Below are 15,754 nucleotides of genomic sequence, written 5' to 3' on the forward strand. Positions count from 1 at the left end.
TCCGCCAGCGTCGCCCCCTTGAGGGGGAAGCGCGCCAGCGCTTCGGGGGTGGGCCACACCCTCGGCTTTGCCGGTCCGCAGGCGCGCCCCCTTGAGGGGGAAGCGCGCCAGCGCTTCGGGGGTGGGCCTATTTCTCCCCGGGGTGGGCTGATCAAGTCAAAGCCGGGGCGATGTGGCGCTGGAAGGCGGGGCGCTGCTGCAAACCGTCGTACCACGATTGCAATGCCGGCGTCTGCGGGCGGGCAATGCCGTCCAGACCGATGAAGCGCCGGCAATACGCGCCCAGTACGATGTCGGCGAGCGTGAACCGGTCACCCTCCATGAAACGGCGGCCTTGCAAATGGGCGTCGATCATCAGCCATAGCTTGCCGGCCTCATCCGCGAAGGATTGGATGGCGGCCATATCGCGCTGTTCCGGCGGCGTGCGCACCATGCCCCAGAAAACGTGGCGTTCCACGGGCTGCAGCGTGGACAGGACCCAATCCATCCAGCGGTCGACCGATGCGCGCAGCTTCGGCTCGTCCGGATAGATGCCGCTGGCGGCGCCATACTGCATTGCCAGATAGCGGATGATGGAGTTGGATTCCCACAGCACGAAGCCGTCGTCCTCTAGCGTGGGCACCTTGCCGTTGGGGTTCTTCGCCAGATAGTCCGGCTCGTTATTGCGGCCGAAATGCAGGCCCGCGTCGATACGCTCGTAGGGCAGCGACAGTTCGTCGCAGCACCACAGGACCTTCTGCACGTTGACCGAATTCACACGGCCCCAGATTTTGATCATGACGGTCTCCTCCTTGTGTCGCATCGGGCCGGTCGCGGCGGCCTGCCATTCTGGTTTTGAAAGCGCCCGGCGTTAACCAGCCCTAGTGTCGCACCAGCAGCAAGGCCCATACGGTGATCATCGCTGCCAGCCCGATCCAGCAGCCCGCCCAGAGACCCATGATGGGCCATTTGATGGCCATCGGCACATGCGCCGGATCGACATGCGCCAGGTTGCGGTTGGCTTGGCCGAACAGACCCTTGCGTGCGCGGGGAAACAGCAGGCGCAGGAAGTAGTCCAGAAAAATGCCGGCCTGAATCGCCCGCGGATATTCGCGGAAGGGGCGATGTTGCAGCAGTGGATGCCGCAGGGTGTCGTTGATGCGGTCCAGCTTGAAGAACCAGATCGCCGCCAGCGAAATCGCGGCAACCGCAGCGCAGGCGACGAAGATATTGAACGCCGTGGTCAGCGCGTAGACATAGATGGTTGAATTCATTGCGTAAGCATAACCGCCGGCGACCCCGGGCAGGGGCCGCCGGGCAGACGCCGTCAGATCACGTACAGGTCCACGTATTCATGGACCGGCATGGCTTCCAGCTTCTTCTGGTCCAGCGATACATCCAGGATGCGGTTCTGCTGGCGGGCCGGAAATTGCCGCGCAAGATTGGTGCGGAACTTCGCTTCCAGCAACGGGATGCCTTCCTGGCGGCGGCGTTTGTGGCCGATCGGATATTCGCAAACGACCTCGCCGAGGCGGGTGCCGTCATTGAACTCGATGGTCAGCGCGTTGGCGATGGAGCGCTTGTCCGGATCGTGGTAGTCGCGCGTGAAGGCGGGATCCTCCACGCACTCGATCTTGTCGCGCAACGCGTCGATACGCGGATCGCTGGCGAAGGCGTCTTCATAGTCGGCCGCCGTCAGATGGCCGAAGATCAGCGGAACCGCCACCATGTACTGGATGCAGTGGTCGCGGTCCGCCGGGTTGTTCAGCGGCCCCTTCTTGTCGATGATGCGGATGCAGGCTTCGTGCGTGCGGATCGTGATCTTCTTGATGTCCTCCACCCGCTTGCCCTGCGCCGCCATTTCGCGGTGCAGCTGCATCGCGCATTCCACCGCCGTCTGCGAATGGAATTCGGCCGGGTAGGAAATCTTGAACAGCACGTTTTCCATGACGTAGCTGCCGTAGGGGCGCTGGAACTTGAAGGGCTGGCCCTTGAAGGACACATCGTAGAAGCCCCAGGTCTTGGCCGTCAGCACCGAGGGATAGCCCATTTCGCCCGTGCGGGCGATCAGGGCCAGGCGCACCGCCCGGCTCGTTGCGTCGCCCGCCGCCCAGCTCTTGCGGCTGCCTGCATTCGGGGCATGGCGGTATGTGCGCAGGCTCTGGCCATCGACCCAGGCCAGCGAGACGGCGTTGATGATTTCCTCGCGGCTCAGGCCGAGCATTTCGGCCACGACTGCAGTCGAGGCTACCTTGACCAGCACGACGTGATCCAGTCCCACCTTGTTGAAGGAGTTTTCCAGCGCGATGCAGCCCTGTATTTCATGCGCCTTGATCATGGCGGTCAGCACCTTGCGCATGGTCAGCGGGGGCTTGCCGGCGCCCACGGCATTGCGCGACAGCCAGTCCGCGGTGGCCAGGATGCCGCCCAGGTTGTCCGATGGGTGGCCCCATTCCGCGGCAAGCCAGGTGTCGTTGAAGTCCAGCCAGCGGATCATCGCGCCGATGTTGAACGCCGCCTGCACCGGATCGAGCTGGAACTGCGTGCCCGGCACTTTGGCGCCGTTGGGCACGATGGTGCCGGGCACGATGGGTCCGAGCAGTTTGCGGCAGGCGGGATACTCCAGCGCCTCCAGCCCGCAGCCCAGGGTGTCGATCAGGCAATTGCGCGCGGTCTCATAGGCCAGGTCGCTCTTGATCTCATAGTTCAGTACATAGTCCGCGATGTCGACCAATACCTGGTCGGGTTCCGGACGGACATTGGAAATATGCGTGGACATGTGCGTGCCTTTGCGCGAATCACTTGCGTTTGTCGAGGGGAACGAACTTGCGGTCTTCGGGCCCGACGTAGTTGGCGGTGGGGCGGATGATCTTGTTGTCGATGCGCTGTTCGATGATGTGCGCGGACCATCCCGCCGTACGGGCGATGACGAACAGCGGCGTGAACATCGCCGTGGGCACGCCCATCATGTGATAGCTGACCGCGGAATACCAGTCCAGGTTGGCGAACATCTTCTTGGCATCGGCCATGACGGTTTCGATGCGTTCGGCGATGTCGAACAGCTTCATGCTGCCGTTCTGCCTGGACAGGTTGCGGGCGATTTCCTTGATGACCTTGTTACGCGGATCGGAAACCGTGTAGACCGGATGGCCGAAGCCGATCACCACTTCCTTGTTTTCCACCCGGCGACGGATGTCCGCTTCGGCTTCGTCTGGCGTTTCGTAGCGGCTCTGCACTTCGAAAGCGACTTCGTTCGCACCGCCATGCTTGGGGCCGCGCAATGCCCCGATGCCGCCGGCGATGGCCGAGTACATGTCCGAGCCCGTTCCCGCCACCACGCGGCATGTGAACGTGGATGCATTGAACTCATGTTCGGCGTACAGGATCAGCGAGGTATGCATCGCCTTGACCCATTCATCGCTGGGCGTCTCGCCATGCAACAGATGCAGGAAGTGGCCCCCGATGCTGTCGTCGTCGGTCTCGACGTCGATGATGCGGCCGTTGTGGCTGTAGTGGTACCAGTAGAGCAGGGCGGAGCCCAGGCACGCCATGAGCCGGTCCGCAATGTCGCGCGCCCCGGGCAGGTTGTGGTCATCCTTTTCCGGCAGCACGCAGCCCAGCACCGACACGGCGGTGCGCATGACGTCCATGGGGTGGCTCGACGCGGGCAAGGCTTCCAGCGCCACTTGCAGCTGCGCGGGCAGGCCGCGCAGGGCTCGCAGCTTGCGCTTGTACGCCTTGAGCTCGGCCGCGTTCGGCAGCTTGCCATGCACGAGCAGGAAGGCGATTTCCTCGAATTCGCTGGTATCCGCGATATCCAGGATGTCGTAGCCCCGGTAGTGCAGGTCGTTGCCGCTGCGGCCGACGGTGCACAAGGCGGTATTGCCCGCGACGACGCCGGACAAGGCGACGGATTTCTTGGGCTTGAACCCGGGTTGCTGGGTGTCCTGATCGGATGTGGTCATGTCTGCTCCTTTCCTCTTTTAGGGGCGTGGCGCTGCGGCGCGGGTAGCGCCGCTACTTGGACTTCTGCTGCTGGAACAATGCGTCCAGCCGCGACTCGAACTCGTGGTACCCGATGCGGTCGTACAGTTCGTCGCGCGTCTGCATCAGGTCCAGCACATTCTTCTGGTGTCCATCGCGCCGGATCGCGGTGTACACCGCTTCGGCGGCCTTGTTCATGGCGCGGAACGCGGATAGCGGATAAAGCACCATGCCGACGCCCACGCTCTTCAGTTCGTCGACGGTGAACAGAGGCGTCTTGCCGAATTCCGTGATGTTCGCCAGCACGGGCACCTTGACTGCCTTGACGAAGCGGTCGTAGGTGGGCAGGTCGTAGGCCGCTTCGGCAAAGATGGCGTCCGCGCCGGCTTCGACGCAGCGGCATGCGCGGTCGATGGCCGCTTCCACGCCGTGCGAGGCGATGGCATCGGTGCGGGCAATCAGATAAAAGTCCGTATCGGTACGGGCGTCGGCCGCTGCCTTGACGCGGTCCACCATTTCTTCTGTGGACACGATCTCCTTGCCGGGCCGATGCCCGCAACGCTTGGCGCCCACCTGGTCTTCGATATGGCATGCCGCCGCGCCGAACTTGATCAGGCTTTTGACCGTGCGGGCGATATTGAACGCGGATGGCCCAAAGCCGGTATCGATATCCACCAGCAACGGCAGATCGCACACATCGGTAATGCGCCGCACGTCGGTCAGGACGTCGTCCAGCGTATTGATGCCCAGGTCCGGCAGACCCAGCGAGCCCGCGGCCACGCCGCCGCCCGACAGGTAAATGGCCCGATACCCCGCACGCTTGGCCAGCAGCGCATGGTTGGCGTTGATGGCGCCAATAATCTGCAGCGGCGATTCTTCAACGAGCGCCTGACGAAACCGGGCGCCAGGCGATGAGGGTCGTGACATGCTGTCTCCCAAATGTCCAGTCCACATTGCTGCCGGCTCCACCGCACGAAACCGATGCATCCCAATCGGGGACGCCGCGGATCCGGCTCCGCCGGTCCGCCAGCGTCGCCCCCTTGAGGGGGAAGCGCGTTAGCGCTTCGGGGGTGGGTTTTCCCCGCCGGTCCGCCAGGGTCGCCCCCTCGAGGGGGAAGCGCGTTAGCGCTTCGGGGGTGGGTCTCAAAGAAAGGCCCGTTCGCACGGGCCCCTTTTCTTCTTGTTGCTTGCTTCGGCTTACTTCAGCAGGTCTTTCACGCCGTCGCGCTCTTCCAGCAGCTCTTTCAGCGTCAGGTCCATGCGTTCACGCGAGAAGGCGTCGATTTCCAGGCCGGTGACGCGCGTGTACTTGCCGTTCTCCGTGGTAACCGGCACGCCATAGATGATGCCTTCGGGGATGCCGTAGGAGCCATCCGAGGGCACACCCATCGTGACCCATTTGCCGTTGCTGCCCAGCACCCAGTCGCGCACGTGATCGATGGCGGCGTTGGCGGCGGAAGCGGCGGACGACAGGCCGCGCGCGTCGATGATCGCCGCGCCGCGCTTGCCCACTGTCGGGATGAACACGTCGCGGTTCCAGGCGTCATCGTTGATCAGCTTGGCCAGGCTCTGGCCGCCGACGGTGGCGAAGCGGATATCCGGGTACATCGTCGGCGAGTGGTTGCCCCACACGATCAGCTTCTCGATGTCGGCCACGGCCTTGCCCGACTTTGCCGCCAATTGCGACAGCGCGCGGTTGTGGTCCAGGCGAAGCATGGCGGTGAAGTTTTCGGCGGGCAGGTCCGGCGCCGACTTCATGGCGATGTAGGCATTGGTGTTGGCCGGGTTGCCGACCACCAGCACTTTGACGTCGCGCTTGGCGACTTCGTTCAGGGCACGGCCCTGGGCGGTGAAGATCTGGGCGTTGACGGTCAACAGGTCCTTGCGCTCCATGCCGGGGCCGCGGGGACGGGCTCCCACGAGCAGGGCGATGTCGGCGTCCTTGAAGGCGGTGCGCGGATCGCTGTGAGCAGTCATTTCCTGCAGCAGCGGGAAGGCGCAGTCGTCCAGTTCCATCATGACGCCCTTCAGCGCCTTCTGGGCCTTTTCGTCCGGGATCTCCAGCAGTTGCAGGATGACGGGCTGATCTTTGCCGAGCATTTCGCCGGAAGCAATGCGAAACAGCAGGGCGTAGCCGATTTGACCGGCGGCGCCGGTAACGGCGACGCGCAAAGCGGGCTTGGACATGAACATTCTCCGTAAGAGTCGTCGAGAAAAAATCTCGCCGGACAGTGTAATCGTTGTGGCCGCGCGGGCACCTGAATACCGTCAAACGAACGAGGTGGGAAAGCGCTTCGGCAGGGCGTATCCTAAGTGCAAGGTGACGTTTACGTCAATTTCGTCTTATATCTTATATAAGACATAAGACGTTGGACAGCGGTCCGCAGGTTGTGCAACAATGGCGAGCTTGCCCGCGCCGGGCCTTCAGAGGTCCTGGCGCGCTGTCCGGCGAGCGGAAGATTACGGATTCCATGGCAGATCCCAGGCCCGAAACTCCTACGCGAACCAAGGGCGCCGCCGGTCAAGGCGGCGCCAGCGCCGCTTTCAGCCCGCTGTACCGGCAGATCAAGGAATTGCTGGTCCAAAGCCTGGATCGCGGCGAATGGAAGCCGGGTGAACTCATCCCGAGCGAAATCGACCTGGCCGCGCGTTTCCAGGTCAGTCAGGGCACCGTCCGCAAGGCCGTCGACGAACTGGCGGCCGAACATGTGCTGCTGCGGCGGCAGGGCAAGGGCACCTTCGTTGCGACCCATCACGAAGCGCGCGTCCGCTACCGTTTCCTGCGGCTGGCCAGCGACGAAGGTGCGGAAGCCGAACGTGCCGAAAGCCGCATCCTGGAATGCCGTCGCGTGCGGGCCACGGCTGAAATCGCCCGCGCGCTGGAGCTTCGCGCGGGCGAAACCGTAGTGGCGATCCGCCGCCTGCTCACTTTCGGCGGCATTCCCACGGTGCTGGACGATATCTATCTGCCCGGCTCCGTGTTCCGCAGGCTGACGCTGGAACTGCTCACCGCCAACAAGGCGCCCCTGTACGGTTTCCTGGAATCCGAATTCGGCGTGAGCATGATCCGCGCCGATGAAAAACTGCGCGCCGTCGGCGCCACGACGGAAGCCGCGGCGGCGTTGAATGTCGCGCCGGGTACGCCTTTGCTGCAGGTCGACCGGACTTCCTACACTTACGGCGACCGGCCGATGGAGATCCGTCGGGGCCTGTATCTGACCGATCGATACCACTATCGCAATAGTTTGAATTGATGGACTTTTTCCGCCGATTTGATAGCAACCCGTTACATGGGCGAAAATAATACGTTTTTCCCGAAAGGGCCAGGCATTCCCGCCGTTACGATTTTCTAGTTCCGAAACCCCGAGGCCGTCATGTCCGACTCAGCTGCCAAGCCGCGTCCGCAGTTTCGCAATATCAGCATTCCCCAGATCCTCAGTTACCGCCTGCCGCTTCCCGGCAAGGTCTCCATCCTGCACCGCATCAGCGGCGCCTTGCTGTTCCTCTGTCTCCCGCTGGTCCTGCTGCCACTGCTGGCCGCGAGCGTGGGCTCCCCGGAAAGCTTCGCGAGCGTGGCGGGGATCGCGGGCAATCCCATCGTCAAGCTGATCCTGCTGGTTTTGATCTGGGGCTATCTGCATCACTTCTGTGCCGGCATCCGCTATCTGGTGCTGGATCTGCACAAGGGAATCGAAAAAGCCCAGGCGCAGAAGAGCGCCGGCGTGGTTCTGGGGGTCAGCCTGGCGCTGACCGTGGTGTTCGGTCTGAAACTGTTCGGAGCCTGGTAAGCATGGCTGTCAGCAAGAATTACGGCGCGAAGCGCCTGGTCGTAGGTGCGCACTACGGCACTCTCGATTTCATCGCCCAGCGCATCACCGCCATCATCCTGGCGCTGTACACGATCGTGCTGCTGGTCGGCATTCTGATCATGCCGGGCTTCACTTACGAGAACTGGAAGGCCCTGTTCGCCTTCCACGTGTTCGCCTTGCCGCTGGGCCAGATGCTGGCCACGCTGGCCTTCGTGTCGCTGATCTGGCATGCCTGGATCGGTGTGCGGGATATTTGGATGGACTACGTCAGGCCCGTGGGCGTGCGCCTGCTGATGCAAGTCCTGACCATCCTGTGGCTGGTGGGCTCGCTCGTGTACTTCGCGCAAATCATCTGGAGGCTCTAAGCCGTGGTCGCTGTCATGAATTCCCTGCCGCGCCGCCAATTCGATGTGGTGGTCGTCGGCGCCGGCGGTGCCGGCATGCGCTGCTCCCTGCAACTGGCCCAGGCGGGCCTGTCGGTGGCGGTGCTTTCCAAAGTGTTCCCCACCCGTTCGCACACCGTGGCCGCACAGGGCGGCGTGAGCGCGTCGCTGGGCAACATGAGCGAGGACAACTGGTACTGGCACATGTACGACACCGTGAAGGGTTCGGACTGGCTGGGCGACCAGGACGCCATCGAGTTCATGTGCCGCGAGGCGCCGAGCGCGGTGTATGAGATGGAGCACTTCGGCATGCCGTTCGACCGCAACCCGGACGGCACCATCTACCAGCGTCCCTTCGGCGGCCACACCGCCAACTTCGGCGAAAAGCCGGTGCAGCGCGCCTGTGCCGCCGCCGACCGTACCGGCCATGCGCTGCTGCACACGCTGTATCAGCGCAACGTTGCCTCGCGCACGCAGTTCTTCGTCGAATGGATGGCGCTGGACCTGCTGCGCAGCGAAAGCGGCGACATCGTCGGCGTGACCGCGCTGGAGATGGAAACCGGCGAGATCTACATCCTGGAAGCCAAGACCACCGTGCTCGCCACAGGCGGCGCCGGCCGCATCTGGGCCGCGTCGACCAATGCCTTCATCAATACTGGTGACGGGCTGGGCATGGCCGCCCGCGCGGGCATCCCGCTGCAGGATATGGAGTTCTGGCAATTCCACCCGACCGGCGTGGCCGGCGCCGGCGTGCTCATTACCGAGGGCGTGCGCGGCGAGGGCGGCATCCTGCTGAACAAGGACGGCGAACGCTTCATGGAGCGCTACGCGCCCACGCTGAAGGACCTGGCGCCGCGCGATTTCGTGTCCCGTTCGATGGACCAGGAAATCAAGGAAGGCCGCGGTTGCGGTCCGGACGGCAGCTATGTGGTCCTGAAGCTGGATCACCTGGGCGCCGAGACGATCAACAAGCGTCTGCCGTCGATTCGCGAAATCGCGATCAAGTTCGGCAACGTCGATCCGATCAAGGAACCCATCCCGGTCGTGCCCACCATCCACTATCAGATGGGCGGCATTCCGACCAACTACCACGGTCAGGTCGTGACCTGGCAGAACGGCGAATCGAAGGTCGTGAATGGCCTGTACGCGATCGGCGAGTGCGCCGCGGTGTCGGTGCACGGCGCCAACCGCCTGGGCACCAACTCGCTGCTGGACCTGATCGTTTTCGGCCGCGCCACGGGCAATCACATCGTCGCTTCGCATCCCGAACGCCAGCATTCGCACCAGAAGGTGTCGCAGGCCTCGCTGGATGCGTCGCTGGACCGCGTCAACAAGCTGGAATCGCGCACCTCGGGCGAGAAGACCCAGGACGTCGCCAACGCCATCCGTATGTCCATGCAGCGCCATTGCGGCGTGTTCCGCACGCTGGAGCTGCTGAACGAAGGCGTCACGCAGATCGAGGAGCTTGCCAAGCAGGCGGATCACATCGCTTTCAAGGACAAGTCCAAGGTGTTCAACACGGCTCGCGTGGAAGCGCTGGAGCTGGCCAACATGACCGAAGTGGCGCGCGCCACGATCAAGTCGGCGGCCAACCGTACCGAAAGCCGCGGCGCGCATGCGTTGAACGATCATCCCACGCGCGACGACGAGAACTGGCTGAAGCACACCCTCTGGTATTCCGAGGGCGGCCGCCTGGACTACAAGCCCGTACAGATGAAGCCCCTGACGGTCGAGTCCTTCCCGCCCAAGGCGCGTACTTTCTAAGCAGGATGCCGGCATGAGCACCAAGCGAATCGTTAAATTCGAGATCTACCGCTACGATCCGGACAAGGACGAGCGTCCCTATATGCAGAAGCTCGAGGTCGAGCTTCAGCCCAACGACAAGATGCTGCTGGATGCGCTGGTCCGCATCAAGAACGACGTCGATGACAGCCTCGCGCTGCGCCGTTCGTGCCGCGAAGGCGTGTGCGGCTCGGACGCGATGAACATCAACGGGAAGAACGGCCTTGCCTGTATCACGAACCTGCGTGAACTGAAGGAACCCATCGTCCTGAAGCCGCTGCCCGGGCTGCCCGTGATCCGCGATCTGATCGTGGACATGACGCACTTCTTCAACCAGTACCATTCGGTCAAGCCGTACCTGATCAATGACACGCCGCCGCCCGAGCGCGAGCGTCTGCAGTCGCCCGAGGCCCGGGAAGAGCTGGACGGCCTGTACGAGTGCATCCTGTGCGCATGCTGCTCGACGTCGTGCCCGTCGTTCTGGTGGAACCCCGACAAGTTCGTCGGCCCGGCCGGCCTGCTGCAGGCATACCGCTTCATCGCGGACAGCCGCGACGAGGCGACCGGCGCGCGCCTGGACAACCTGGAGGATCCGTACCGGCTGTTCCGCTGCCACACCATCATGAATTGCGTGGACGTCTGTCCCAAGGGTCTGAACCCGACGAAGGCGATCGGGAAGATCCGGGAACTGATGGTGCGAAGGACTGTGTGATTGGCCCACCCCCGAGGCGCTGCGCGCCTCCCCCTCAAGGGGGCGCGCCTGCGGACCGGAGGGAGGAAAGCCCACCCCCGAAGCGCTGGCGCGCTTCCCCCTCACGGGGGCGCGCCAGCGGACCGGCGAAGCCGGATCCGCGGCGCCCCGCTTGGCCTTGCTGCTTGCGTGAGGGCGCAGAGGTATTCGGTCCGAGGGGCTGGCGCGCTTGCCCTGAGGAAGCGCTGCTGGTGGAGCGGGGGCGGTGCGGTCTTGGTGATGTTTTATGGGGCGCGGGATAGGTTGGCGCCTTGGAAAGTTTTATGAACGAGCAAGCTTGCCGGCGGGGGGTGTAAATTGAACGCGCTGACGGAACTGGAGCGCGCGCGCCTGCGCTGGCGGGCGCGTCGTGGGCTGCTTGAGAACGACCTGATTATTACGAAGTACCTGGACGCGTACGAGTCGCAGTTGACCGACGCGGACGTTGCGGCGCTGACGCAGCTTTTCGAGCTGGGCGACAATGACCTGCTCGACTTGCTGCTGGGGCGCAGTGAGCCAGAAGGTGCACTGGACACGCCGAAGCTACGCGAAATCATTGCCAAGATGCGCGAGCTGTAACCCTTGAGAGGAATGTACGATGAAACTGTCAGACAAAAAGGCCACCCTAACGTTTTCGGACGGCACCGCTCCGATTGAGTTTCCGATTTACCAGGGTTCGGTAGGTCCGGACGTTATCGACATTCGCAAGCTGTACGGCCAGTCCGGGATGTTCACCTACGACCCCGGCTTCATGTCGACGGCGTCGTGCTCTTCCGCCATCACCTACATCGACGGCGACAAGGGTGAGCTGCTGTACCGCGGCTATCCGATCGAGCAGCTGGCCGTCAATTGCGATTTCCTGGACGTCTGCTATCTGATCCTGAACGGCGAGCTGCCCACGCCGGAGCAGAAGAAGGACTTCGATTCCCAGGTGACGCATCACACCATGGTGAACGAGCAGCTGCACTTCTTCCTGCGCGGCTTCCGCCGTGACGCCCACCCGATGGCCGTGCTGACGGGCCTGGTCGGCGCGCTGTCGGCCTTCTATCACGACTCGCTGGACATCACGAATCCGCAACATCGCCACATTTCGGCGATCCGCCTCATCGCCAAGATGCCCACGCTGGTGGCGATGGCGTACAAGTACTCGCAGGGCCAGCCCTTCATCTATCCGCAGAACAACCTGTCGTACACCGGCAATTTCCTGCGCATGATGTTCGCCACGCCGTGCGAGGACTACCAGGTGAACGAAGTTGTCGAGCGTGCGCTGGACCGCATCTTCATCCTGCATGCCGACCACGAGCAGAATGCCTCGACGTCCACCGTGCGTCTGTGCGGTTCGTCGGGCACCAACCCGTTTGCCGCGATCGCGGCGGGCGTGGCATGCCTGTGGGGCCCCGCGCACGGCGGCGCGAACGAAGCCTGCCTGCAGATGCTTGAAGAGTTGCAGGCCAATGGCGGCGTGGCCAAGGTCGGCGAGTTCATGGAGAAGGTCAAGGACAAGAACTCGGGCGTGCGCCTGATGGGCTTCGGTCATCGCGTCTACAAGAACTACGATCCCCGCGCCAAGCTGATGCAGCAGACTTGCAAGGAAGTGCTGGCCGCGTTGAACCTGGAGAACGATCCGCTGTTCAAGCTGGCCATGGAGCTGGAGCGCATCGCGCTGGAAGACCAGTACTTCGTGGATCGCAAGCTGTACCCGAACGTGGACTTCTACTCGGGCATCGTCCAGCGCGCCATCGGCATCCCGACCGCGCTGTTCACCGCGAACTTCGCCCTGGCCCGCACGGTCGGCTGGATCGCCCAGTGGAACGAAATGCTGACCGACCCCGATTACAAGATCGGCCGTCCGCGCCAGCTGTTCACCGGTTCGCCCCGCCGCGACGTCAAGCGCGGGAAGTAGGCGTCCCGCAGCAGGAGGCCCGCAGTAAGGGGCCTCCCTTGCAAGAAAAAAGCCTCCTGCGGGAGGCTTTTTTCTTTGGCGGCCACGCGCGCATCGGCGCGAAGCCCGGTCGGGGCTTCTTCCAGCGTTGACAGGCCCTAGCGTATGCCGCGCGCCATCAGCGCGGCGAACAACGGCAGGAAAACGAAGAGATGCGCCTGGGCCATGACCCAGCGGCGTATCCGCTTGATCTCGGTGTTGGTCGGCACGAAGCCGGGCAGCATGCGGGCCTGCCGCTGCCAGCGCAGGAAGGCCAGGGTGGGGCGCAGCGACAGCAGGGCGATGAGCACGAATAGCGTCATCTTGGCGTGAAACCACGGATTGGGCGCAATGAACGCCACGCCCTTGGCGCCGTAGAAAAGCCGCAGCAGACCGGTGACGATGACGCCAAGGGCGCTCGCCAGATAGACGCGGTCGTATACCGCCAGGCGCCGGACCGCGACGGCGGGCATGTCGGGCCGAAGCAGAACGGCCTGGGCTGTCAGGGGAACGATAAGGGTAAAGATCGCCATGAAGTGAAGCCAGGCGAGCAAAGCGTCGGTCAACATGCGGACTCCAGGGTTCGTTGCTTGAGCCGTTGTTCAAAGCCCGACTCTTTTACCTCAACCGCCTGTCATCCGGAAGATCCGCTTGTCATTCGAAAGGCCGCCGGTCATCCGGCAATGAAGCGGACGGTGTGGCCCCTCGGCGCCGCACCGGGCGCATGCCGGCGCCCGAAGATGCCGCGGGCGCCCGCACGCCCGACCCGGCGATGCCAAGGCCGGGCGCCGCGCCAGCGCCCGCCGCCATCAGCGGCGATTGGCGGCTTTGGCCGCTTCCGCCGCTTCCTGCTGCGCATCCACCACCGCCAGCGCCGTCATGTTGACGATGCGGCGCACGGTGGCGCTATTGGTCAGGATATGCACGGGACGCGCCGCGCCCAGCAGGATGGGCCCCATGGCGATGCCGTGGCTGCCGGTCATCTTCAGCATGTTGTAGGTGATGTTGCCGGTATCCAGGTTGGGCATGATCAGCAGGTTGGCCGGTCCCTTCAGCGTGCTGTCCGGATACGAGGCCATGCGAATGGCTTCGGACAGGGCGGCATCAGCATGCATTTCGCCATCCACCTCCAGGTGCGGCGCGCGTTCGGAAACGATCTGGCGGGCCTGGGCCATCTTGTTGGAGGAGGCCGTACGGCGGCTGCCGAAGTTCGAATGCGACAGCAGGGCCACCTTCGGCACCACGCCAAAGCGCAGCATCTCGTCGGCGGCCTGGATGGTGATGTCGGCCAGCTCCTCGGCGGTCGGGTCCTCGTTGACGTGCGTGTCCGCGATGAACAGGGTCTGGTCAGGCAGCATCAACACGTTGAGCGCGGCGTAGGCATTGGCGCCGGGCTTGCGCCCGATGACTTCGTCGACGTACTTCAACTGGTTGTCGTAGCGGCTGCCGACGCCGCAAAGCAGGGCGTCCGCATCGCCGCGTCGCAGGAGCATCGCGCCGATCAGCGTGTTGTGCTTGCGGACCATGGCCTTGGCGATGGCCGGCGTGACGCCGTGGCGGCCGCGCATCTGGTAATAGCTGCTCCAGGTTTCGTTGAAGCGCGCATCGTCCTCCGGGTCGACGATTTCGATCGTCTCGCCCACCGCCAGGCGCAGCCCGAACTTCCGGATGCGCATTTCGATGACGGAGGGGCGGCCGATCAGGATGGGGCGGGCCAGTTTTTCATCGACCACCGTCTGCACGGCGCGCAGGACGCGTTCGTCCTCGCCGTCGGCGTAGATCACGCGCTTGGGCGCCTGCTTGGCCTGGTGGAACAGCGGGCGCATCAGCGGCCCCGAGTGGTACACGAAGCCCATCAGCTTCTGGCGGTAAGCTTCCATGTCCTGGATCGGGCGGGTGGCCACGCCCGACTCGGCGGCAGCCTGCGCCACGGCGGGCGCGATCTTCACGATCAGGCGCGGATCGAAGGGCTTGGGAATGATGTAGTCGGGGCCGAAGCTCAGTTCCTGCCCGGCGTAGGCGCGCGCCACCTCGTCGTTCTGCTCGGCTTCGGCCAGTTCGGCGATGGCCTTCACGCAGGCCAGCTTCATTTCCTCCGTGATGCGCGTGGCGCCGGCGTCCATGGCGCCACGGAAGATGAAGGGGAAGCACAGCACGTTGTTGACCTGGTTCGGGTAGTCCGAACGGCCGGTGGCGATGATGCAGTCCGGCCGCGCCGCCTTGGCGATTTCCGGGCGGATCTCGGGCTCGGGATTCGCCAGCGCCAGAATCAGCGGCTTGTCGGCCATGGTCTTGACCATATCGGCCGTCAGCACACCGGCGGTCGAGCAGCCCAGGAAGACGTCGGCGCCCTTGACGATATCGGCCAGCGTGCGCGCCTGCGTGTTCTGGGCATAGCGCTTCTTGTTCGGCTCCATCTCGGCGTCCCGGCCTTCCCAGATCACGCCCCGGGAATCGGTCACGAAGATGTTTTCGCGCCGCACGCCCAGGTGCACCAGCAGGTCCAGGCATGCGATGGCCGCCGCGCCGGCGCCCGAGCAGACCAGCTTCACCTGATCCATCTGCTTGCCGACCACCTTCAGGCCGTTCAGGATGGCGGCCGACGAGATGATCGCCGTGCCATGCTGGTCATCGTGGAAGACCGGAATTTTCATCCGCTCGCGCAGCTTCTTTTCGATATAGAAGCATTCCGGCGCCTTGATGTCTTCCAGGTTCACGCCGCCCAGCGTGGGTTCGAGCGCGGCGATGATATCGACCAGTTTGTCCGGATCGGTTTCGGCCAGTTCGATGTCGAAAACGTCGATGCCGGCGAATTTTTTGAACAGGCAGCCCTTGCCTTCCATGACCGGCTTGGCGGCGAGGGGGCCGATATTGCCCAGGCCCAGGACGGCCGTCCCGTTGGTGATCACGCCGACAAGGTTGCCGCGCGAGGTGTATTTGGAGGCGGCGTCGTCGCCGCCCGAATGGATTGCCATGCAGGCCGCGGCGACGCCGGGCGAGTAGGCCAGCGACAGATCGTCCTGGTTCGCCAGCGTCTTCGTTGGCGTCACGGAAATCTTGCCCGGCGTGGGATGGGCGTGATAATCCAGCGCCAGTTTGGTGAGGGTTTCGTCCATTTCAGTACAGCCTTATCGATAAGGAAGAAGAACGGGGCGCGCGGCGCCGG

At 63.8% G+C, this 15,754-nt stretch carries 15 protein-coding genes; 7 read left to right on the forward strand and 8 right to left on the reverse strand.

Annotated features, from left to right (window positions below; translation table 11 throughout):
• Positions 1-151 precede the first annotated feature (151 nt).
• The 6 genes from CAL13_RS06540 to CAL13_RS06565 form a co-directional block, all read right to left on the reverse strand.
• Positions 152-778: a glutathione S-transferase family protein gene (locus CAL13_RS06540; protein ID WP_086071872.1), complete on the reverse strand. Its 627-nt coding sequence runs from the start codon at positions 776-778 to the stop codon at positions 152-154.
• Positions 779-860: 82 nt separating this feature from the next.
• On the reverse strand, positions 861-1,253 hold the full coding sequence (locus CAL13_RS06545) for a hypothetical protein (RefSeq protein WP_086071873.1): 393 nt from the start codon (positions 1,251-1,253) through the stop codon (positions 861-863).
• Positions 1,254-1,306: 53 nt separating this feature from the next.
• Positions 1,307-2,758 carry a bifunctional 2-methylcitrate dehydratase/aconitate hydratase gene (locus CAL13_RS06550; RefSeq protein WP_086071874.1) on the reverse strand — a complete coding sequence of 484 codons (1,452 nt, stop codon included), beginning with the start codon at positions 2,756-2,758 and terminating at the stop codon, positions 1,307-1,309.
• A 19-nt stretch (positions 2,759-2,777) separates the two neighbouring features.
• Positions 2,778-3,944, reverse strand: coding sequence for a bifunctional 2-methylcitrate synthase/citrate synthase (prpC, locus tag CAL13_RS06555; protein ID WP_086071875.1), 1,167 nt, complete (start codon positions 3,942-3,944; stop codon positions 2,778-2,780).
• Positions 3,945-3,996: 52 nt separating this feature from the next.
• Complete coding sequence (prpB, locus tag CAL13_RS06560; protein ID WP_086071876.1) at positions 3,997-4,890, reverse strand: methylisocitrate lyase; 894 nt, start codon at positions 4,888-4,890, stop codon at positions 3,997-3,999.
• A gap of 270 nt (positions 4,891-5,160) precedes the next feature.
• On the reverse strand, positions 5,161-6,150 hold the full coding sequence (locus CAL13_RS06565) for a malate dehydrogenase (RefSeq protein ID WP_086073542.1): 990 nt from the start codon (positions 6,148-6,150) through the stop codon (positions 5,161-5,163).
• Between the two features lie 284 nt (positions 6,151-6,434).
• Between CAL13_RS06565 and CAL13_RS06570 the strand changes: the two genes are divergently transcribed.
• The 7 genes from CAL13_RS06570 to gltA all read left to right on the forward strand — a co-directional run bounded on the left by CAL13_RS06570 (position 6,435) and on the right by gltA (position 12,570).
• The gene (locus tag CAL13_RS06570; RefSeq protein ID WP_086071877.1) at positions 6,435-7,217 is read left to right on the forward strand and encodes a GntR family transcriptional regulator; all 783 of its coding nucleotides are present in this window, start codon (positions 6,435-6,437) and stop codon (positions 7,215-7,217) included.
• Between the two features lie 120 nt (positions 7,218-7,337).
• Positions 7,338-7,751, forward strand: a complete 414-nt coding sequence (gene sdhC / locus CAL13_RS06575; RefSeq protein WP_086071878.1) for a succinate dehydrogenase, cytochrome b556 subunit — start codon at positions 7,338-7,340, stop codon at positions 7,749-7,751.
• A gap of 2 nt (positions 7,752-7,753) precedes the next feature.
• Complete coding sequence (sdhD, locus tag CAL13_RS06580) at positions 7,754-8,137, forward strand: succinate dehydrogenase, hydrophobic membrane anchor protein (protein ID WP_086056691.1); 384 nt, start codon at positions 7,754-7,756, stop codon at positions 8,135-8,137.
• Positions 8,138-8,140: 3 nt separating this feature from the next.
• The gene (gene sdhA / locus CAL13_RS06585; protein WP_086056692.1) at positions 8,141-9,919 is read left to right on the forward strand and encodes a succinate dehydrogenase flavoprotein subunit; all 1,779 of its coding nucleotides are present in this window, start codon (positions 8,141-8,143) and stop codon (positions 9,917-9,919) included.
• Between the two features lie 13 nt (positions 9,920-9,932).
• On the forward strand, positions 9,933-10,649 hold the full coding sequence (locus tag CAL13_RS06590) for a succinate dehydrogenase iron-sulfur subunit (RefSeq protein ID WP_086056693.1): 717 nt from the start codon (positions 9,933-9,935) through the stop codon (positions 10,647-10,649).
• A gap of 336 nt (positions 10,650-10,985) precedes the next feature.
• Positions 10,986-11,246 carry a succinate dehydrogenase assembly factor 2 gene (locus tag CAL13_RS06595; RefSeq protein WP_086056694.1) on the forward strand — a complete coding sequence of 87 codons (261 nt, stop codon included), beginning with the start codon at positions 10,986-10,988 and terminating at the stop codon, positions 11,244-11,246.
• 19 nt (positions 11,247-11,265) lie between these two features.
• Positions 11,266-12,570, forward strand: a complete 1,305-nt coding sequence (gene gltA / locus CAL13_RS06600; protein WP_086056695.1) for a citrate synthase — start codon at positions 11,266-11,268, stop codon at positions 12,568-12,570.
• A 137-nt stretch (positions 12,571-12,707) separates the two neighbouring features.
• Here the strand turns inward: gltA and CAL13_RS06605 are convergent, their stop codons facing one another.
• Both CAL13_RS06605 and CAL13_RS06610 read right to left on the reverse strand, forming a co-directional pair.
• Positions 12,708-13,157: a DUF2214 family protein gene (locus CAL13_RS06605; RefSeq protein ID WP_086071879.1), complete on the reverse strand. Its 450-nt coding sequence runs from the start codon at positions 13,155-13,157 to the stop codon at positions 12,708-12,710.
• Positions 13,158-13,397: 240 nt separating this feature from the next.
• Positions 13,398-15,704, reverse strand: a complete 2,307-nt coding sequence (locus CAL13_RS06610; protein ID WP_086056697.1) for an NADP-dependent malic enzyme — start codon at positions 15,702-15,704, stop codon at positions 13,398-13,400.
• Between the last annotated feature and the right edge of the window lie 50 nt (positions 15,705-15,754).

The sequence above is a fragment of the Bordetella genomosp. 9 genome, assembly GCF_002119725.1.
In the GTDB taxonomy this organism is placed as follows: Bacteria; Pseudomonadota; Gammaproteobacteria; order Burkholderiales; family Burkholderiaceae_B; genus Bordetella_C.